This window comes from Pseudoalteromonas sp. SM9913 (assembly GCF_000184065.1).
Taxonomy (GTDB): domain Bacteria; phylum Pseudomonadota; class Gammaproteobacteria; order Enterobacterales; family Alteromonadaceae; genus Pseudoalteromonas; species Pseudoalteromonas tetraodonis.
Genome location: NC_014803.1, coordinates 456,690 through 477,416, shown reverse-complemented (window position 1 = coordinate 477,416; position 20,727 = coordinate 456,690). Strand labels below are relative to the sequence as shown.

Sequence of the window (20,727 nt, the reverse complement as noted above, 5' to 3'; positions counted from 1 at the left end):
TTACGCCGTACTACCTGCATCTACCGTTAAAGTTGTTCCAGTTACACCTGCAGCATTAGGAGAAAGTAAATACAACGCTGCAGCTGCCGCATCATCGACACTTGCTAATCTTCCTATACAGCTTCTTCTTTTTATTTTATCTAACTTCTCGCCTTTAAGGTCACCAGTCATATTTGTTTCCATATAACCTGGGGCTAAAGTATTAACAGTTATATTAGCTTTACCAAGCTCGCGCGCGAGCGACTTAGTAAACCCACCTAGCGCAGATTTTGTGGCCCCATATACACTTAAGCCATTAAAACCTGTAGACCCAATAATTGAACCTACATTTATAATTCTTCCATCTCTGTTTAACAACATTGAACGTGAAACATATTTAGTAAATAAAATAGGTGCTTCTATATTAACTTTAATGATTTGGGATATATCACTTTCATGCATTGTAGCTAAAACACCATCATTACCTATTGCGGCATTATTTATTAATCCATACGGGCGGCCATGAGCACTAGTTATTTCCTTTACAAGCTTAGAAATATTAGCAGTATCCGAGAAATCGTATTTATAAAAACAAAAGTCATCCGAATAGCTCTCAACTAACTTTTTAATCTCTTCAGTTAGTGTTCTACTTACAGCAATTACTTTATAGTTGCTATTTAGTAGTTGGTGGCATAGAGCTAACCCTAAGCCTTTACCTGCACCTGTAACTATAACTATTTTTTTCATACTAAAACCTTATTAACTTACCCGTTGAATTAATTGCAATTGAATCAACAAATTTCAGCAATACGGGTACCTCATGCGTATCTAATTCATTTTTACACTGTTTTATGATTGTCTTTTTCACTTCTTTTGCATCTAAGCTTTTTCCGGCTGTTGTTAAAACAATTTCCGCACATACAATAGCGCCAAGCATTGAATTAGATTTACCAAATACTCTGGAATAATTAACACTTTCAATTTTATTTAACACAGCTTCAATTTTTTCAGGCATTACTTTATTACCACCAATATTGATGGCTCCACTACTTCTGCCTAAAAAAACAACTCTATCTTTAATACACTCTACAAGATCACCGGTATTGACATAGCCTTGATCGTCGATTTCTACATCACCTGCTAAAAGCTGATTATTAGAACGTGTACTTTTAACCCACAATTCTTTTTCTATTATTTTAAGACTAATATCCAAGCTATTGTCTTTATCAAGGTAATTAACAGGAAAGCCTGCTTGTTTATCTTTAACCGCAAAACCGACACCTGCCTCAGTAGAGGCGTATATATGCGTTATAGTTGCCCCTTTATATTGATAAGCAAGTGCGTCAAGTATACTTTGGCTACTTATTTCCCCGCCTAAAGTAATCTTGTTTAATTGTAACTGTAAACTATTTTCAGACATTAAGACTTTTTGCCAAAAAGAAGGTGTAGCAGATATTGCGTTTACCTTATTTAAGCTAAAAATGTTAACCATATCGTGAACAGAGTGGTCGTTTTCACTAATAGTCAGCGTTGAACCAGCTACTACAACTTGCAAATAAACTTGCAAACCTGCAAATCTGTTTAAGTCGTAGCATAGCCCCCAATTGTAATCAGCCCCACGCTTTATATTTTTTTGAGCCGTACTGATTAGCTTATCTAATGAGTAAGATACTAACTTGGGCGTCCCTGTAGTTCCGGAGGTAGCTAAAAGCCATCCATTAGCAGCATAGCCACTTTTTGGAGAGTTAATGGTTTTAATATCAATTTGATTGTGTTTACTTATAGTGATTATGAATTCGATTTCAGCTTTTTTATAAAAACTATTAACGACCGAATCATCTAAATCATTCGCCTGTAAAAAAACACTACCAGCTAAATAATCAACAGCTGGCAAATATAAAGCTAGCGAAAATCTATCGTAAGCAATCAGCGCGCAATTTTTGCCTTTCAAATAACTGTATTTGCCAACAAAATCTGATGTAAGTTTATCTAGCTGCTTATAAGTAACTAACTTCTCGCCAGTTTTTAAAAAACATCTATCTGAAGGTATTAAATTTATATACTCTAAAAGCTTGCTAGCCATTTGCTCGCTCATAAATTGCAACAAATTCACCAAAAGTTCTTGGGTATACCGGCTCATCCATTATCTGGAAGGGGTCAATATCTAACTCTTCTTCCAGTAATGCAACTAAAATAGCAAAGCCTAATGAATCGAGTTCTGTTTCAAGTAAAACTTGGTCATCTTTTATATCAGTATATGTTTTTTCTTTATCTGTTTGCTCTAATGCTTCATTAAATTTTTCTAGTATAACTGCTCTCATAATTCACCTTTTTGTTTTAAAAAATCATCATAGTTTCGGATGTAATCTGATTCATCATAATGTGCACTTGCCAACACCAATAAAACGCAATCATCGCTAAAATCATGCATTTCGTGCCACACCATATCCTCAATTAAAACTCCTTTTGTAGCAGAGTCCATCCATACATTATCTTTTGTATTACCATTATCTAGAAGCATACGGCATTTACCCGTAATACAAACAGCCACTTGATTTAATTCTTTGTGGGCATGAAAGCCACGAGCAATATTTTTATGAGTACCAAAAATGTAGTAAACCCTTTTTATATCAAAAGGAATATTTTTATTACCTTCAATAGCAACTAATGAGCCACGCTCGTCACCTAAAGAAGGAAAATCAATTAATTTGATTAAACTCACTATTAACCCTTAATAATTTCTAATAAATATTGGCCATAGCTATTTTTTATAAATGGCTGAGCTAGGTTTTTAATTTGTTGCTTTGATAGCCAACCATTATTGAAGGCAATTTCTTCTAAGCAAGCAATTTTATAACCTTGTCGTTTTTCAATTGTTTCAACAAATTGCGCTGCCTCAAGCAAACTTTCATGAGTACCTGTATCTAACCAAGCAAAACCGCGGCCAAGCATTTCTACACTCAGCTTGCGCTGTTTTAAATACATCTCATTTAAGCAGGTAATTTCAAGCTCACCACGGTGCGATGGTTGGACTTGTTTGGCCATTTCAACTACTGAGTTATCATAGAAATATAATCCTGTTACAGCAAAGTGTGACTTTGGATTGCTTGGCTTTTCTTCAATCGAAATTGCTTTTTGATTTTCATCAAACTCCACTACGCCAAAACGCTCAGGGTCTTTTACTTGGTAGCCAAAAACAGTAGCGCCTTGGCCGTTTTTAGCATTCTCTACAGCCTGTTTTAATTTAGGTGTAAAGCCTTGTCCATAAAAAATATTATCACCAAGTATCAGGCAGACATCATCTGAACCTATAAATTCTTCGCCTAAAATAAAAGCTTGTGCCAAGCCATCAGGGCTTGGTTGTGATGTATAATTAAGCTCAATTCCAAACTGTGATCCATCTCCCAATAAACGCTTAAATGAGTCGCTATCTTCTGGGGTAGTAATAATAAGCACCTCGCGAATGCCCGCTAACATTAATACTGACAACGGATAATAAATCATTGGTTTATCATAAATTGGTAATAACTGCTTTGATACCCCCATTGTAATAGGGTAAAGACGAGTGCCCGAGCCGCCCGCGAGGATAATCCCTTTCATACTACTCTCCTTCTACTCGTGTGTTTAGTTCACCTAAGCGCTCGCGCTTGTATGAACCATCTTGCACGTTTTTACACCATGTTTGGTTATCTAAATACCACTGAACCGTTTTGCGAAGCCCTGTTTCGAAAGTTTCAACAGGCTGCCAGTTAAGCTCTTCACTCATCTTTGATGCATCTATAGCGTATCGGCGATCGTGCCCTGGTCTATCATTAACAAATGTTATTTGCTCGGCATAACTCGACTTTTTTGGCACCAACTCATTTAGAATACTGCAAATGGTTTTTACTACTTCAATATTTTGCTTCTCGTTATGTCCGCCAATATTGTATGTTTCGCCAACTTTACCTTCAGTTACTACTTTATATAGTGCACGTGCATGATCTTCTACATAAAGCCAATCACGAATTTGGTCGCCTTTACCATAAATTGGCAGCTCTTTCCCCTCAAGTGCATTAAGAATAACTAGAGGAATTAGTTTTTCAGGGAAATGGTAAGGGCCATAATTATTTGAGCAATTTGTAATTATAATAGGTAAACCATAAGTACGCAGCCAAGCACGCACTAAATGATCGCTTGACGCTTTGCTCGCGGAATATGGGCTACTCGGTGCGTAAGCTGTTTTTTCGGTAAACAATAACAGTTCTTTACCTAAAGTATTTTCATCTTGCTCATCTGGATGAGGTAAATCACCATACACTTCATCGGTAGATATATGGTGGAACCTAAATGCTTTTTTAGCTGTATCAGTTAACGTATTCCAGTATTCCCGAGCTGCTTCTAATAAGTTATACGTACCTACTATATTAGTTTGAATAAATTCAGCTGGACCGGTGATTGAGCGGTCAACATGGCTTTCGGCAGCCAAGTGCATAATTGCATCAGGTTCAAATTGCTTTAACACTCTATCCAGTTCAGCGCGGTTACAAATATCAACCTGTTCAAAAGTATAGCGTTCATTGTTATCTATGAGTTTAAGTGATTCTAAATTACCTGCATAAGTAAGTTTATCTAGGTTAATAACTGAATCGTTTGTATTTTCAATTATATTGCGTATTAGCGCGGAGCCAATAAACCCTGCGCCGCCAGTAACAATGATTCTCACAATTTATCCTTGAACTAGTAATTAAATTTAACTGTAATGGCACAAATAATAGTGCATGGTGCAAATAATTAAGCATCTGTAAAAAGTGTTACATTAACCTTTTTTTATATAATACCTAACTAGAACCAACAATACGCTTAACATTCCTCCAGCCAAAACACCAAAAATGCAAATTAAAGCTCGCTTCGGTTTAAACTTTTGCTCTGGTACTATCGCAGGATCAATTGTTTTAAATACATATTCATCACGCACATTGGCAAACATAATAGTTTTTGTTTGCTCTTCTACTAATTTATATAAAACAGCGCGTATATCCGCTATTTTTGTTTGTTTAATTTGTTTAGTTAGAAAATCAGTACTATTATTTGCCTCTTTTACATCGCGAGCTTTCATTACTTGGTTTAAGTCTGCAACCAACCAATTTACCCATTGTTGTGCAACAAAAGGTGATACATGCTCGACTGAAATAGTTACCATTCCTATTTCTTTATCAACACTCGTGGATACTATGTCTTTAAATTTATTATAAGCCTCTTGCATTGAGGGCTCAGGATTTAAGGAGGGCTTGACTTCTCGAACCCATTTATTTTCAACTTTACTATAAACTTCTGGATTATAGATGATCGCATTAGTTTCTTGATTCCATGATTTAGCCGCCATTAAATCGGGCAAAATATTATGTTTTTTAATAAATTCGCTGGTAAATTTGCGAGACTTTAGTACCTCAAGCGCCATTTGTGTTTTATCAATCCCACCACCTGAACCTAAGTTAACTCCAGCTAAACTTGCAAGCCCACCAAACTGGCCCGAAAGAACGCCTAAGCCACCAGCTTTGTCTTGCTCAGCAGGGGCTAGTAACGCCTCTGATTTATAAATATTAGGCTGGTTTATGGCGTAAAAAACAGATGCCACAGCAAATAAGGTAGTTATAGCAATAATCATCCATTTGCCTTGCCAAATAGCGGTAAATAGTTCGCGAAGGTCTATTTCGTCATCGGCAATGTTGTTTTGCATTGGCATGTTTGCTTGGTTTAGATGGTTTGAGTTGTTTTCCATTTAAATCTCATAAGTTCTAGGTTATGGCTTCGGGCTACGAGCTATTGGCTAAGAGCTATTTTTAATGACCGTTATCAATCTGCTTAGCATCTTTGCAATTACCTCACATTCCTCAAGGATATAACCTGCTTTTAAGCTATTTATATATCCTAATTCTGAAGCAATCATTACTTGTGTTTTTAATTCGCCTATGGAGCCTTTAGCTATCCATAAAAAACGAGCTTTTTCTTTTTCAAAGCCTCTTTCCATCCCCTCTGCAATATTGCTAGGTACAGAAACAGAGCATCTGCACATTTGATCTTTTAGACCATAATCCTGGAGCTGCTGAAAGTTTTTATAAATCAATAAACTTAGCTTAAAAGCTCTTTGCCAAACTTCTAGGTTTTCATATTTCATTTTTAACTCTAAAGTAATACTTTAAAGTTAAAATGTAGCAGGTTTTAACACCTTTACTGTTAGCTAAGCTCCAGTTAGTAGCTATATACAGCATCGGCCGTGAGCTTCGAGCTCTAGGCCCATAGCCCATAGCCATGTGCTCCAAGCTTTCCTCGCACCTACATTATATTAAATACCGCTTATGGCTGCTACTGCTACACCTAGTTGATATAGAATCTGTGTTGCGGTGCTCCAAAGCGTTAGCTTATCCATATGGCCTGCATCTAGTGGGACAACAATGGTATCGCCTGGTTCAAGTTGGTTTGAGTTATTAACTGCAAACCAGTTGCCGGTATTTGGTATTTTTACCGAGCCATTTGCTTTAATTATATAAATACGATCATCCGCTGCGCGCTCTTTTAAGCCACCGCTTAGGTCTATGTATTCGTCTACACCTATACCTTCTTTGTAAAGGTGCGAGGTAGAGTAATTAACCTCACCTATTACGCTAATTGAGTCGCGTTCACTCGGTACATAAAGTACATCGCCATCTTGCAGTACTAAGTTTTGTTGATTGTTAACAATAAGCGGTAAATCTATAACTAAACGGCCTACAGCATCTACATTTGCTAAATCTGCGAGAAGTTTATTCATTTCATCGTAAGTAAGTGTGTTGCTACTTACTGAGCTTTGGAAGCTTTTTGATGCTATATCACGGCGAAGCTCGGTAGATAAACGCGCTAGCTGTTGTTGCTCTTGCTTTTTAATCGATTGGCGAGTAAATACAGCGGCATTGGTTGCAGCAAACTCAGAAAAGCCACCGGCGCGCTCAAGTAAGTTACTTAAGGTTTCGCCACGACGAATAGTATAAGTACCCGGAAATTTAAGCTCACCCTTTAGCTCTACTTTTAAGTTTTCTTGCCAATTTGGTATAGCAAATATATTTACGCTGTCTTTACTTTGTAATGAAATATTAGATGCCGCTTTACCTTGCATAGCACTTTTTAAATCAAACTTAATATGCTCAATGTTTGATACATTGTTATTGGCAATTCTTGTTACTTCTGCTTGTTGTGTATAAGCCGACTCCAACAAGCCGCCCGCAGCAGTAATTAGGTCTTTTACTTCACCGCCTTCCATTAACGGGTAAATGCCTGGGTACATTACACTGCCGCTAATTTCCACTATTTGCATCGCCTGCATTACACCAGCCTGCTGCTCTAACTTGGCAATTACCGGTTTAAGTAAATTATGGCGGCTGAACAAGGCATAGCTTTTTGCATCTTCTTCTTGTTCTTTTAGCTTTTTCTCAAGCATTTGCGACATGCTTAAGTTTGGGTTTACCTCTTCAAACTCTGACTTTTTAGTCGCCACACCAACATACTTTTCAAACTCTTTTTGTTGGTATTCATGCCAAAGCTCTGCTTTGCGTTGTTGATCTTGCTGCTCTTTAGTTAACGCTAAATTTGCAAGCGCTATATCTTCTAATGCTTTTTCTTCAAAACGACTGAATACAATAATTTTATCGTTAGGGTTAAGTGGTAAGTTGTTCTCAGTATTTTTTGTAATGGCTTTTGCTAAATCGAACTGATGAATTTCAATATCACCATTTACGTTGGTTTCGCGCACCACTAGTGCATAATCTAAATCGGCCTGTGGTAGTAAGTCACCACGTACTGAGCCTAATATGTCTGAAATACGTTTACCCTTGTACCACTGGTAATTACCTGGGCGTACTACAGCACCAATTAAACTAATTGAAGTTTGGTATTGCTCACCAATGGCACTAAAACGAATACGATCGCCATCTTTTGGAATGTAGTTAACTTGCTCTTTGCTAAAATCTACCGAAAGCACTTCTTTATGTTGGTTATTAAAACGTTCAACTATCACGCTTTTAGCGTAAGCATTTGGCTTGATGCCGCCCGCCATTTTTAATAACTGCTCTGCCGTTTCGCCTTTCTTAAGCTCAAAAATAGCAGGGCGTTTTACTAAACCATCAACGGTTACTTGCTCGCCAACCGACGGTATAAATACCACGTCACCCGGTTTTAAAATAATATCGTTACTGCTATCACCGCGAATAAGTAAGTCGTATAAATCAAAGTTAGTAACAACCTTACCACCGCGCTTTACTTGAATATTACGCAGTGAGGCTATATCCGACACGCCACCACTTACAAATAATGCATGCGACACTGTAGTCAATGACGACACACTATAACTACCTGGCTTGTATGCTTCACCCAATACTAAAATACGAATACTGCGAAGTTTACCAAGCGAGACAAACGCTTTAACACCTATAATCTCTTGTTCAACTTTTACTTTTATTAACTCTTTAACTTCAGTAAAGGTTAAACCAGCTACCTGAACAGGACTTAAGTCGGGAATGTTAATACGTCCTTCACGGTCAACGATGACTTCGTAGCTTGCGCTTTCTTTACCGTAAAAGTTGATTAATAGCTGATCGCCACGCCCTACTAAATACGTATCGGGTACTGCGGCGTTTTCGTTGGGCATAAATGTGGTGGGTTCGCCGGCAAATAAGTCGTAACCAAATGGTTTTACCGTGTTATCTTCTGGCTTAAAGCGTTCTTCATCTGTAAAAGCTTGTTCGTCGGCGGTATTACGCTCACCTACTGTGGGTTTATCTTGTTCGTTATTTTTGCCACTGGCATTGCCTGCACCTCCAAGGCTTGAAATATCTACGCCATATTGCTTTGCAAGTGCCTGCTGTTGAGACTTAGGCAACTTTTGAAACTGCTCAAGTTGAGCGGCTGTTGGCGCAAATGCTAATGTGCTAAAGCTACATATAAGTACAAAAGCACTTAATAAATGTTTAATAACGTTCACGAGTAGGTATTTCCCTAGGTCTACAACCAAAATTGGTGGGTATCATACATTATTTATGGGCAAATAAAAAAGGGACTTTAGCCCCTTTCATAGTTTTATTACAATTAATTTACTACTTGATGTTAAAAGCTGTAAACCAATGTTAATGAGGTCTCTGTATCAGTTGCTTCTTTGTCATCAGCCACATCTGAGTTATTGGTGATATTGTAGGCTACTTTCATTTGTAATGAGCCATTAATTTTAGTAAGTAGCGCAGTTTCTGAGCGAGTTTTGGTATTGGTATCACCATATTCTACCGATACTAACTGGGTAAAACGCGCGTTGTCTGAAATTTTCCAGCTAAAGTCTAATTTACCTAAAGCAATTACTTCGCCTTCGTATTCACCCGCTAGTGAGTTGCCGTTTTCATCAACCTCTTCGCTTACATCTGGGTATTTAAAGTACTTATAACCTGGACCAATTTCAGCATTTAGTTTCATGTTTGACTCGTTTAGTAAACGTAAACCATAACCCGCTGAAATAACCGACTCACTTCGGTATGCACCAAAGTAGTCAGATACGTGTGACCCATAAATAAATAAGTGGGCGTGCTTTTCATTTAACTTGTAATTACCTTGTGCTGAAATAGAGTACTTTTCGTTAGTACGCTGTTTTTCTTTTATGCCGTTTTCGTTCTCTACTTCATCTTCTTTGTAGATGCCGTCTAACTTATACTCGTTATTCCAGCTTTCTAAGTTATGTAATACTTTAATACCGCCTTTTAAGGTCGTTGTTTCGGTATTACCGCTGGTAATAATAGCGCCTACTTCGCTGGTAACTTCCCAGGTTTTTTGTTCATCTTCTGATGCAAATGCATTGGTTGTAGCTGAGGCTGCTACTAATATTGATAAAAGCTTAAGTTTCATTAAAAAATAACCCTGTAAAAAATGTATTAATACCTATTAAAAAAAGCAGCGCGCATACTAATAAATCAAATTTGAGCGCTGCCTTAATAAATAAGTATTTTAAAAAATTAGTCTTGCTTGTGTAAATGTACATCCATTTGCGGGAATGGAATGGTAATGTCTGCGTCGTCTAACGCTATTTTAATGTTTTCCATTAACGACCAATATGTTGGCCAGTAATCTTCTGAGTTAACCCACGGGCGCACTATAAAGTTAACGCTTGAATCGGCAAGTTCAGAAACTGATACATTGTATGCAGGATCTTTTAAAATACGCGATTCGTTATCAAGCACTGATTTAAGTACTTCTTTTGCTTTTCGTAAGTCGGCGTCGTAGCCAACACCAATCACAAGATCAACGCGGCGTGTTGATTCGCGCGAGTAATTAATGATCGCATCTGACATTATTTTTGAATTAGGCATTACAATAACTTTGTTATCGGGTGTGCGCATTTCAGTTGAGAATATTTCGATTTTTTTAATCGTACCGGCTTTACCGCCCGCTTCAACGTAGTCACCTGATTTAAATGGGCGAAGTAGAATAATTAATACGCCTGACGCAAAGTTAGATAACGACCCTTGCAGTGCTAAGCCAACGGCTAAACCTGCCGCACCTAAAATAGCAATGAATGACGTAGTTTCGATACCAATTTGTGACAGCGCCATTAAAATAGTGGCTGCAAATACAATGGCATATACAATACTAGAGACAAACGATGAAACCGCTTTATCTACTTTTTTCTTGTCGAATGCTTTTTCGGTTAACTTTGCACAAAATTTAGCAATTCGTCCACCCAGTAAAAATATAACAAGCGCTATGACTGCTTGAATACCGTAGTGTAAGATTAAGCCTGAATTTTCATTCAGCCAATTGAGTATCGAATCCATATTAACTCCTGATAGTGTTATTAAGCAGTTTAGCGGTGTTGTTTATTGTATTGTAAATCTTTAATAGGTGTTTGCAACAGCGTTTTACAAGGTTCGAGGTTCGAGGGGAGTTTACCTCGCGCAGGGTTTAATAAAATGCGCCGGATAACCACCGCTCACGTTCAATACAAACATCATGCTTGGCTTAATCTCTACCTAAAACCTAAAATCTTTGTCTTTAATCTCTTCCTCTGTGACCTCTGTGGTAAATAGTGTTTTAATTTTTTGCACCACAGAGTACACCGAGGCGCTACGCGCTTAACAGAGAAGACAAAACAAATAAAATATGTCTTTAATCATTTCTTCTGTGTGCTCTGCCCCCTCTGTGGTGAATAAAATCTCTTTAAGATCTTTTTGCACAAAGAGAAGTGAATGAGGAGTAAATGAGAAAACAATACCATGAGCCCGAGTGATTAATTGTTTTTCACTAGCTCTAAAAGCGCAGCGTCTCTTAACCTCTTTGTGAATAAGTTTATTGCCTAAAACCACCTGCGCGTGATAACCCCCGCCTAAAAAACCATTTTGAACCACAGAGTACACCGAGGCACTTCGCGCTACACAGAGAAGAAAATCTTGCGCGGAATTAGGGATTCGAGCTGCCCGTTACCCGTTGCCAATAGCTTAAATATAGAATACTTAAAATAAGTTTAATTTTTTTGATTTTTTGCTTCACAAGCATGGGGATATTATGTATTATGCGCGCCACACCAAACAAGGTGTATGTAGTGGCGGTTGTAGCTCAGTTGGTAGAGCCCCGGATTGTGATTCCGGTTGTCGCGGGTTCGAGCCCCGTCAATCGCCCCACTATTTTCTAAGTTTCCTCAGTAATATCTAAAGCTAATCTCTAAATTATATTTACCCGATACGAAGCCAAGTCAGAAATAAAGAAACTACGCCAACTTGTCTGTAGGCATGAGTTTACCTTACGCATTTATTAGATCTTAAACCTGACGCGACATAACGTCGCTGCTACCATAGATTTAAAAACTACACACGTAGCAGTGGATTTACCCCGCGTCTCGAAGCCCGATGCCCGCATTTGAAGCTTTGAACATATAAACTTAATAAACGCAAAATAAAGTCGCTGCTACATATTATTTAAGGCGTTCTTTCCACTGTGCAATAGGCAGTGGCTTTGAAAATAAATAGCCTTGAAATAAGTTGCAACCGCGCTGCTTTAAATAATTAAATTGCGCAGGTTCCTCAACGCCTTCAGCAACGCTATTTACGCCTAAAGCACTGGCCATGTCGATGATCATATTCACAATAGTTTTACTTGAATTATCGTCAGTATCCATAATGCCATCGACAAAGTATTTATCTATTTTAAGCTCAGAAATTGGCAACTCTTTCAAATAACTCAGGCTTGAATAACCCGTTCCAAAGTCATCAATTGAAAACCTAAAGCCCTTTTTATTAAGTTCAAGCATAGTCTCTTTTACTAGTTCGATGTCTGACACTAAAGTCGTTTCGGTCAGCTCTATCACTAAGTTACGTGGTGACACTTGCCACTTATGAACACTGGCGAGCAATTTTTCCTTAAAATCGGGGGCTACAATTTGTTTAGCGCTAATGTTAACGGCAATACAGGTGTTTTTTCCTGCTCGGCTGACTTCATGCAGCAACTTACATACTTGATCAACCACCCAATCGCCAATTTTAATAATGGCTTCACTCTCTTCTGCTAGGGGTATAAATTCCCCAGGGCTTATTACGCCTAATTCCTCAGAATCCCAACGTAATAATGCTTCGGCTGAATTAAAGGTATTTTCATTAATAAATTGTGGCTGTAGTACCAGTGTTAATTCATCACTTTTATCAACATTTATTAGTAAGTAACGAATTTTATTGGTACGTTCGTAACGTTTTAATGCATCTAAATCTGCAAAGTAATAACCAAAAGGAGACAACTTTTTGGCTTGTTTTAGTGCGTATTCCAACTTATCAAACATAGAGCTATAGGAGTCTCTACTCGCATTAATAATTGTACTGCCCAACGAGGCGCTTAGTACCACATCAAGATCACTGATCTTATGTGAGAAGTTATCTAGCGCTAATATTTTAGAGTCTATACTTGGTTGTTGTTGCTCTAGGTAGGATAAGTCATTACTTATATTGGCGCTTATAATTAAAAAAGAATCGACTCCGCTTTTGTATAGCTTGTACTCGCCCTGTACCGCATTTGATAGTTTTTTAGCCGTTAAAATGAGTGCTTCGTTGCCCGCCTCAATACCGTACTTAAAGTTAAATTGCGCTAACTTATCCATATCTAATAATGCAGCATATATATAGCCATTATTAATGCTGGCACTTTGAAGTAAACTTCTGCATTCGCGCTCAAACCACCGCTTATTTTTTAATCCTGTTATGGGATCTGAATAAGCTAAATTATAAATGGTATCTTGCGCTTTGAGTTTTTCACTAATATCTCTAACTACACCAATATATTCAACACTTTGCTCATTAACTGCTTTGGTAAGTGACAATTCTATTTGAAAAATAGTGCCGTCTTTTTTTCTTGCAGGTAGTTGCCTACCAACACCAATAATTTTAGCCTCACCTGTTCGCTCATAATTTCGCATATACGAGTGATGCTTAGATGCATAAGGCTCAGGCATTAAGTTGTTAATCGACAAGCCAAGCATTTCATTTTGCTTATAGCCAAACATAGTTAATGCGGTTGAGTTACAGTGAACAATAACGCCTTGCTGATTAATAGTGATCACTGCATCATTTAAGTTATTTAAAATAGCTTCAAGGCGATTATTTTTATCATCAACCTTGGCCTTTAATTCATACTCTAAAGTGACATCTTCAAAAGCACCATGCACTTTAATAACCTGATGATCATCATTAAAAACAGGGTGACCACTCGTCCGTACCCACTTTTTATTGCCATGAGCATCTACAAACTCAAAGTCTTCACAATAAGGAAGACCATGTGTTTGCAAACGATTAAAAAAATCACGAATACGCGCTTGCTCTTTTTCACCAGCATAATGCGCAATCGCTTGTGTGGTCGTGAGCGGTTTGTGCTTATCAAGGCCATAAATATTATAAACCTCGGGTGAATAATTTAGCTCGCCGGTTGAAATTGTGTATTCCCACGTGCCTACCTTCGACATAGCTTCAACAGCACTAAATAGTGATTGCTGTGAGCTTGATTTATCTTCTAAAAAACACTTTTGCAGGAACACTGCTGTATAACTCGCAAAGCTAATTAGCCTTGGTAGGTAGCGTTCGATTGTTGGATCACTATTTAAATAAAGACCAACCAGTACGCCGCTTAATTGGCCTTCATCATTGCTTATAGAGACGCCAATGTAAGCTTGCGCATTTATAGTTTTTAGTAGCTTATTTTCAGGATAGTGTTGTTGTAATTCATCCGTTATAAAACACGCACTTTTTGAAGGCAGCTGTTCACAAGGCGAGCCTTCTAGCGAATAAGAAAAGTTATCAACGACCTCTGCGTTATGTAAAACCAACTGCGTAGTTGCTAATTTATCTTCATTTACAGAGGCAATAAATAAGTAATCGGCTTTAATTTCGTGCTGCAGTACTCTCAATTGTGCACTTAAATTTGCACATTGAGAATACGATACATCATAGGCTGCACCTATATCTAACTGCTTGCTATCCTTGCTCACTTTACTAACCTACTTTGAAAGAAAGACCTAATGACGCTAATGCTTTAGAGTGCTTTTCAATCGCATCAGACTCTGCTCCTACACAATGCGCTTGGGCTAAGTTTTCTGAAGACGCACTACTAATATTGGAAATATTGCGGCTAATTTCTTGCGATACCATACTTTGCTCTTCCGCAGCGGTTGATATTTGCGTTGCTAAATCGGAAATATCTGTAATTGCCGCATAGACTTTTGAGACGATATCTTGGCTATTACGGGTTTCTTTAACACATGTTTCAGCAGCGTGTTTACCCGCTTCCATTGTTTTTGACCAGTTGAGTAGCGTAGATTGCATTTCAGATATTGAGACTTGAATTTGCTCTGTGGCGGTATGCGTTCTGCTTGAGAGTGCACGTACCTCATCAGCAACAACCGAGAAGCCTCTACCATGTTCACCAGCACGCGCGGCCTCAATAGCGGCATTGAGTGCAAGTAAATTTGTTTGATCGGCAATCCCTTGTATCTCTTGCATTATACCACCAATTTTTTCAGCCTCTGTTGCTAACTCACTCGCAGAGCTTGCTGAGTTATCAACTTCAGTTGCAAGTAACGACACCTCTCGCATTGTCCCTGACATGGCTTGCGTTGCTGACTCACAATCTTGGTGAGCTTGTTGCACTCGTTGATTAGTGACTAAGGTATTTTTTGCTACCTCGTCAATTGAATGCACCATTTCTTCGACCGCAGACGATACCTGATGTAATTCAGATGCTTCTTTTTCAACGCCAGCCTGCGCAGCTTCAGCACAAACTTTAAGCGAATCAGCTCCTTTGCTAAGGCTTAAAGTGCCATCAATAATACGCCCAACAATGGTCGTTACTTTACCCTCAAGTAATTTAATCTGAAAATCACTATAGCTGAGGCTATCGCTACCAGAATAAATATGCCGAGATACGCTATCTGGGCCTGCTTTGGTTTTTTTGATTTTGCTTTGCGAGCGAATTAACTCTTCATAAAAAATAACAAAAGGCAGAGGAACAAACAGCACACATAACCAGAACATGTAACTTGTTAACCAAGCAATTAAAGCGGCACACCCAAAAAATAGAGGCAATTTAAATGCAGCTAATTTTTCACTTAAAGGCGTAATTGATTGACCGTTGTTTAAACGTTGGTAAAGTTTTTCTGCGCGGTGTTTATATTCTGGAAGGAGTTGTTGACGAACTGATTGATAACCTACTTTTTTACCGTTTTCGTAAATAGGGGTAACAAATGCATCAACCCAGTAATAACGCCCATCTTTACATCTATTTTTTACAGCTCCTCGCCATGCGGTATCGCTTTTTAAATTAGACCACATATCACCAAATGCCGCAGGTGGCATATCTGGGTGACGAACCATATTATGATTTTTCCCTTTTAACTCATTGATGGTATACCCTGAAACTTTACAAAAGCTATCATTTGCATAGGTGATAACCCCTCGTAAATCTGTTGTAGAAACTAATTCTTCGTCAATGCCAAACGAAACTTCCTGGTCTACCGTTGCTTGATTTCTTCTACTCATAGTGGGTGCTTCATTATTTTTTAATGGGTGAATTTGCGGGATGTTAATTTATAAATGTATAAAACACAATTATACATTATTACTATATTCTAACAGTTCAAAAGAGCCTGAAACTTCATATTACACCTCAGCTTAGTAAAAATATACATTTAAAAACATGAGGTTACAAAAAATCACAAAAACAAACGAGAATAGTTATTACTTTATTTTAAGCTTATATACAAAGTTTAAACACCAATCACTGCTTATAGAGTAATTTTAGACCGAAGCGATAAGGTTCGCCAAAAAAGTGGCTAAAAAAAATGCCACCAAATGGTGGCATTTACACACGGGGGTATTTCTACTTATAGAAATTTTTTTACTATTTTGTTACGAAAAATATATATTAAAAAGGTAACATTTAGCCCATTATCTAGCAACATTTAACCGAGTTTTATCTTACAACCATTAACTCATCGGAACAGTCTTAATCATTACAGCTTAATACATACGTATTTTTCTTCTAAGTACTCATCTAAACCCTGATGCCCGCCTTCACGACCAAGACCTGATTGCTTTACACCACCAAACGGCGCAACTGGGTTTGATATAACTCCCTCATTTACACCTACCATGCCAAACTCTAGCCCTTCGCTTATACGATAGATTTGTTTAATGTTTTGGCTATAAAAGTACGCAGCTAACCCATAAGGGACGTCATTAGCGAGCGCAAGTACTTCGCTTTCTTCATCAAATGGGATCACCGTTAATACAGGACCAAACACTTCTTCGTGATAAATATCCATTTGTGTAGTGACATTGGTGACTATTAATGGGTTTTGAAAACTGCCACCTAAATTGCTGTTATCTCCAATTAGCGTAGCGCCTTTATCAAGAGCGTCTTTAATCAGTTGTTGCACTTTCTCTTTTGCTTTGGGGTAAATAAGCGGCCCTATGTCGGCATTTTCATCAAAACCGTTCGCAACTTTGAGCGCAGCGACTTTGGGTGTAATTTTTTCAAGCACGTCATTTAATATATTACGCTGAATAAAAATACGATTTGCTGCAACACAAGCTTGTCCTGAGTTTCTAAATTTGGCCGCCATTAATCCATCAATCGCATCGTCAATATCAGCATTATCAAATATTATAAACGGGGCATTTCCCCCCAATTCCATTGAAGTACGCTTTATTGTAGATGCACATTGAGAGAGTAACTGCTTACCTACACCTGTAGAGCCAGTAAAAGTAAACTTACGTACCACCTCTGAGTCTGTCAGCATTTTGCCAACCTTTTTGGCATCTTGTGACACAAGCACATTAAATGCACCTTTAACAAAGCCAGCCTGATCAGCTAAATAAGCTAAAGCGATAGCACATAATGGTGTGTGCTCAGAAGGCTTGAGTATAAAACTACAGCCCGCGGCATAAGCCGGCGCGACTTTTCGAGTCACCATAGCAACAGGAAAATTCCATGGCGTAATACCTGCTACCACGCCAATAGGTTGCTTGAAGCTAGTTAAACGATGACTGTTATCGGTGGCAGGGATCACATCACCGTAGCTGCGTTTAGCTTCCTCTGCAAACCATTTAATAAAACCGGCGCCATAATCTATTTCACCAAGCGATTCTTTAAGCGGTTTTCCCTGCTCTTTAGTCATAAGTGTAGCTAGCGTTTTTTTGTGCTTTATTACTAGATCATACCAACGCATCAGGGTTTCGCTTCGCTCGGTCGCATTGGTGGCTTTTAATTTTACAAAAGCGCCTTGTGCTGCTGTTATGGCATTTTTTACGCCTTGCTCGTCAATATCACTTACATCAACAATACTTTGTTCGGTGGCCGGATCATCAACGCTAAAGCGTGAGTTGGTTTGATAAAATTCACCGTTAATAAACGAGTCTGAAAAAATAAGATCACTCAAAATATACCTCCAAAATGGGTTTTGGGTTTTGGGCTTCGGGTTTTGGGCTTCGGGCTTCGATAAATTAAAAAAGCCTTGTGGTTAACGCTACAAGACTTATTCATTTTAATTTACCCGCCGCCCGTAACCCTTTACCTTCAACCTTTGTATTTATTCACTTCCTCTGCGCACTCTGTAATCTCTGTGGTAAATAAAATTACTAACAAACGCGGGATAAAACCGCTTTAAAAAGCATATGCACAAAGAGAAGTGAATGAGAAGAAAATGAGAAAACACTAACCATTAGCCTGAGTAATTAATTGTTTTGTCACTTCCTCAAAAAGCGCAGCGTCTCTTAACCTCTTTGTGCATAATTTTATTACCTTTAACCACATTTGCGCGGCGTAAATCCCCGCCTACAGGCTATTTTAATTTACCCGCGTCTCGCAGCCCGCCGCTCGTAACCCTTTACCTTTCGCCTTTAACCTTTAAAAAGACGCGGGATAAACCCGCTGCTACCAAATACAAACAAAAAAGCCGCTGTATCAAACAGCGGCTTTTAATATGATAGTCATTAATTAAAAACTAGTGTTCTTCATTAACGATATTGAGATTGTACTTAGGTATTTCAACCACTAAGTCTTCATCTCTAATAATTGCCTGGCAACCTAAGCGCGATTCAGGCTCTAAACCCCATGCTTTATCTAGCATGTCATCTTCTAGGTCATCACTTTCATCTAATGAGTCAAAACCTTCACGGATCACTAAATGACACGTTGTACATGCACATGATTTTTCACAGGCATGAGGAATGCTAATGCCATTTTTAAGCGCGATATCAAGTACCGTTTCGCCAGCGGGCGCTTCTATTGCTGCACCGTCAGGACACAACTCCGGATGGGGAAGAAAAACAATTTGTGGCATTCTAATCTCTCTTATATATTGTCTACTGACTGACCCGTTAAGGCTTTTTTAATTGACGCGTCCATTCTGCGCGCGGCAAAATCACTGCTCGCATTATCCATTTTTTCAATGGCCGCTTTTATTTCGCTTGGCTCTTGCGCACTCTCGCGTACTTTTGCAAGTTCGTTTATTTCCACTTTTAGTGCCGCTAATTGCTCAGGCTCAAGTAAATCGCCATCAGCAGCTAAAGAGGCTTCCATTGCTTCTATTACACGAAGCGCTTCAACTTGTTGCTCTTTAAGCATACGCGCTTGCATATCGCCTTTAGCGTTACTCATCGACTCTTTAAGCATATTAGCAACTTGGTCGTCAGACAAACCAAACGACGGTTTTACTTGTATTTCTGCTTGAACACCCGTTGATTTCTCCATGGCCGACACGCTTAATAAACCATCAGCGTCTACTTTAAAGGTAACGCGAATATGCGCCGCCCCCGCCGCCATAGGAGGAATACCTTTTAAGCTAAACTTTGCCAGCGATCGACAATCGTCAACCAGTTCACGTTCACCTTGTAATACATGCAACGACATGGCCGTTTGACCATCTTTAAACGTAGTAAATTCTTGCGCACGCGCAACCGGAATCGTGGTATTGCGTGGAATGATTTTTTCAACCAAGCCACCCATTGTTTCAAGGCCTAGCGACAACGGTAACACATCAAGTAATAACATGTCGGAATCTGGCTTGTTACCAATTAATACGTCAGCTTGTAATGCAGCACCCAGTGCAACAACACGATCAGGGTCAATTGAAGTTAGTGGCTGTTTATCAAAAAATTCGCCAACTTGAGTACGAACCAACGGCATGCGGGTTGAACCGCCAACCATTACAACTTGTAATACTTCTTGGTTTTCAATACCGGCATCTTTTACTGCACGACGACATGAGCGGAGCGTTTTTTTAACCAGTGGCATAGCGAGCTCATTAAATTTTTCTCGCGTTACTTCAACCATGTATTTTTCATCGTCAAACTCAAGGCCAACATTCACTTTTTCGTATTGGCTGAGTGCTTCTTTACAGGCTTTGGCTTTATTAATGAATAAGCGTAATACCGAAGGAGATAAGCTTGTCACGCCGGTTTCTTGTTTTAGGTAATCAACTAATAATGAGTCAAAGTCGTCGCCGCCTAGGCTAGAATCGCCACCGGTGGCCAGCACTTCAAACACGCCTTTATTAAGACGCAGAATAGAGATATCAAAAGTACCGCCCCCTAAATCATAAACGGCGATAATACCTTCTTGCCCTGAATCTAAACCGTAAGCAACGGCAGCGGCAGTAGGCTCGTTTAGTAAGCGCAGTACATTAATACCGGCAAGCTCAGCCGCATCTTTGGTGCTTTGACGCTGTGCATCATCAAAATAAGCTGGTACCGTAATCACTGCCCCTAAAATATCTTGATTACCAAAGCTTTGCTCAGCGCGTACTTTTAAAGCATTTAAAATATGACTTGAGGCTTTAACTGGGCTGATTTTTCCCGCAGCCGTTTCGATAGCCAATGCACCATCATCATCGCAAAACTGATAAGGCAGTTGGCCATAGCTTTGTTCTATTTCGGTTTGCGTTTTACCTAAAAAGCGCTTCACTGAAATAAGCGTATTAACCGGATCGAGTGTAGCTGCTTGCATTGCATCATTACCCACGGTAATGCCGCCAGCTTGATAACGAACCACTGAGGGTAACATCGCTTCGCCTGACTCATCAGTAATAGTGCGTGCTTCGCCGCTTTGTACGGTTGCCACTAATGAATTTGTAGTGCCTAAATCAATTCCAATGGCTAATTTGTGTTCATGTGGTGCCGCGCTCTGCCCCGGCTCAGCAATTTGCAATAATGCCATAATGCTCTTTAAACT

16 protein-coding genes, 1 tRNA gene and 1 pseudogene are annotated in these 20,727 nt (G+C 38.9%); 1 reads left to right on the top strand and 17 read right to left on the bottom strand.

Features of this window, described 5'->3' with window-relative positions; translation table 11 throughout:
* The 12 genes and pseudogenes from PSM_RS02220 to PSM_RS02165 all read right to left on the bottom strand — a co-directional run bounded on the left by PSM_RS02220 (position 1) and on the right by PSM_RS02165 (position 11,372).
* Complete coding sequence (locus tag PSM_RS02220) at positions 1-726, bottom strand: SDR family NAD(P)-dependent oxidoreductase (RefSeq protein ID WP_013464015.1); 726 nt, start codon at positions 724-726, stop codon at positions 1-3.
* 1 nt (position 727) lies between these two features.
* Entirely contained in the window at positions 728-2,074 is a 1,347-nt protein-coding gene (locus tag PSM_RS02215) for an AMP-binding protein (protein ID WP_041695606.1), read from the bottom strand.
* Positions 2,055-2,300, bottom strand: coding sequence for a hypothetical protein (locus PSM_RS02210; protein WP_013464013.1), 246 nt, complete (start codon positions 2,298-2,300; stop codon positions 2,055-2,057). The genes PSM_RS02215 and PSM_RS02210 overlap by 20 nt, the downstream gene beginning before the upstream one ends.
* On the bottom strand, positions 2,297-2,701 hold the full coding sequence (locus tag PSM_RS02205) for a sugar 3,4-ketoisomerase (RefSeq protein WP_013464012.1): 405 nt from the start codon (positions 2,699-2,701) through the stop codon (positions 2,297-2,299). Before PSM_RS02205 ends, PSM_RS02210 begins: the two co-directional genes overlap by 4 nt.
* Positions 2,702-2,703: 2 nt before the next feature.
* A complete protein-coding gene (rfbA, locus tag PSM_RS02200; RefSeq protein ID WP_013464011.1) occupies positions 2,704-3,579 on the bottom strand; it encodes a glucose-1-phosphate thymidylyltransferase RfbA in 876 nt (291 codons plus the stop codon).
* 1 nt (position 3,580) lies between these two features.
* Complete coding sequence (rfbB, locus tag PSM_RS02195; RefSeq protein WP_013464010.1) at positions 3,581-4,684, bottom strand: dTDP-glucose 4,6-dehydratase; 1,104 nt, start codon at positions 4,682-4,684, stop codon at positions 3,581-3,583.
* A 93-nt stretch (positions 4,685-4,777) separates the two neighbouring features.
* Complete coding sequence (locus PSM_RS02190; protein WP_013464009.1) at positions 4,778-5,740, bottom strand: Wzz/FepE/Etk N-terminal domain-containing protein; 963 nt, start codon at positions 5,738-5,740, stop codon at positions 4,778-4,780.
* A 48-nt stretch (positions 5,741-5,788) separates the two neighbouring features.
* Positions 5,789-6,136 carry a four helix bundle protein gene (locus PSM_RS02185; RefSeq protein WP_016899555.1) on the bottom strand — a complete coding sequence of 116 codons (348 nt, stop codon included), beginning with the start codon at positions 6,134-6,136 and terminating at the stop codon, positions 5,789-5,791.
* A 168-nt stretch (positions 6,137-6,304) separates the two neighbouring features.
* Positions 6,305-8,725 (bottom strand): annotated as a pseudogene (locus PSM_RS02180) (SLBB domain-containing protein); the annotation flags it as partial.
* Between the two features lie 368 nt (positions 8,726-9,093).
* Positions 9,094-9,876 carry a DUF481 domain-containing protein gene (locus PSM_RS02175; RefSeq protein ID WP_013464005.1) on the bottom strand — a complete coding sequence of 261 codons (783 nt, stop codon included), beginning with the start codon at positions 9,874-9,876 and terminating at the stop codon, positions 9,094-9,096.
* 107 nt (positions 9,877-9,983) lie between these two features.
* Positions 9,984-10,802 carry a mechanosensitive ion channel family protein gene (locus PSM_RS02170; protein ID WP_013464003.1) on the bottom strand — a complete coding sequence of 273 codons (819 nt, stop codon included), beginning with the start codon at positions 10,800-10,802 and terminating at the stop codon, positions 9,984-9,986.
* Positions 10,803-11,099: 297 nt separating this feature from the next.
* Entirely contained in the window at positions 11,100-11,372 is a 273-nt protein-coding gene (locus PSM_RS02165) for a hypothetical protein (protein WP_041695604.1), read from the bottom strand.
* A gap of 197 nt (positions 11,373-11,569) precedes the next feature.
* Here PSM_RS02165 and PSM_RS02160 point away from each other — a divergent pair.
* Positions 11,570-11,645, top strand: a tRNA-His gene (locus tag PSM_RS02160).
* A gap of 290 nt (positions 11,646-11,935) precedes the next feature.
* On the opposite strand, the gene PSM_RS02155 is transcribed toward PSM_RS02160, so the two are convergent.
* From PSM_RS02155 to hscA, 5 genes are all read right to left on the bottom strand, one after another.
* The gene (locus PSM_RS02155; RefSeq protein WP_013464002.1) at positions 11,936-14,488 is read right to left on the bottom strand and encodes a sensor domain-containing protein; all 2,553 of its coding nucleotides are present in this window, start codon (positions 14,486-14,488) and stop codon (positions 11,936-11,938) included.
* 4 nt (positions 14,489-14,492) lie between these two features.
* Positions 14,493-16,034 (bottom strand): methyl-accepting chemotaxis protein, encoded by a 1,542-nt coding sequence (locus tag PSM_RS02150; RefSeq protein ID WP_036955871.1) that lies wholly within the window; start codon positions 16,032-16,034, stop codon positions 14,493-14,495.
* Between the two features lie 473 nt (positions 16,035-16,507).
* Positions 16,508-17,935 (bottom strand): NAD-dependent succinate-semialdehyde dehydrogenase, encoded by a 1,428-nt coding sequence (locus PSM_RS02145; RefSeq protein ID WP_013464000.1) that lies wholly within the window; start codon positions 17,933-17,935, stop codon positions 16,508-16,510.
* Between the two features lie 564 nt (positions 17,936-18,499).
* Positions 18,500-18,838 (bottom strand): ISC system 2Fe-2S type ferredoxin, encoded by a 339-nt coding sequence (fdx, locus tag PSM_RS02140; protein ID WP_008113929.1) that lies wholly within the window; start codon positions 18,836-18,838, stop codon positions 18,500-18,502.
* Between the two features lie 11 nt (positions 18,839-18,849).
* The gene (gene hscA, locus PSM_RS02135) at positions 18,850-20,712 is read right to left on the bottom strand and encodes a Fe-S protein assembly chaperone HscA (RefSeq protein ID WP_008467671.1); all 1,863 of its coding nucleotides are present in this window, start codon (positions 20,710-20,712) and stop codon (positions 18,850-18,852) included.
* Positions 20,713-20,727 lie beyond the last annotated feature (15 nt).

Bases quoted from the DNA above. Each gene is read 5' to 3' on its own strand.
- PSM_RS02170 (WP_013464003.1), bottom strand. From the start codon at position 10,802: ATGGATTCGATACTCAATTGGCTGAATGAAAATTCAGGCTTAATCTTA.
- PSM_RS02215 (WP_041695606.1), bottom strand. From the start codon at position 2,074: ATGAGCGAGCAAATGGCTAGCAAGCTTTTAGAGTATATAAATTTAATA.
- PSM_RS02220 (WP_013464015.1), bottom strand. From the start codon at position 726: ATGAAAAAAATAGTTATAGTTACAGGTGCAGGTAAAGGCTTAGGGTTA.
- PSM_RS02150 (WP_036955871.1), bottom strand. From the start codon at position 16,034: ATGAGTAGAAGAAATCAAGCAACGGTAGACCAGGAAGTTTCGTTTGGC.
- PSM_RS02185 (WP_016899555.1), bottom strand. From the start codon at position 6,136: ATGAAATATGAAAACCTAGAAGTTTGGCAAAGAGCTTTTAAGCTAAGT.
- hscA (WP_008467671.1), bottom strand. From the start codon at position 20,712: ATGGCATTATTGCAAATTGCTGAGCCGGGGCAGAGCGCGGCACCACAT.
- rfbA (WP_013464011.1), bottom strand. From the start codon at position 3,579: ATGAAAGGGATTATCCTCGCGGGCGGCTCGGGCACTCGTCTTTACCCT.
- PSM_RS02210 (WP_013464013.1), bottom strand. From the start codon at position 2,300: ATGAGAGCAGTTATACTAGAAAAATTTAATGAAGCATTAGAGCAAACA.
- PSM_RS02190 (WP_013464009.1), bottom strand. From the start codon at position 5,740: ATGGAAAACAACTCAAACCATCTAAACCAAGCAAACATGCCAATGCAA.
- PSM_RS02175 (WP_013464005.1), bottom strand. From the start codon at position 9,876: ATGAAACTTAAGCTTTTATCAATATTAGTAGCAGCCTCAGCTACAACC.
- fdx (WP_008113929.1), bottom strand. From the start codon at position 18,838: ATGCCACAAATTGTTTTTCTTCCCCATCCGGAGTTGTGTCCTGACGGT.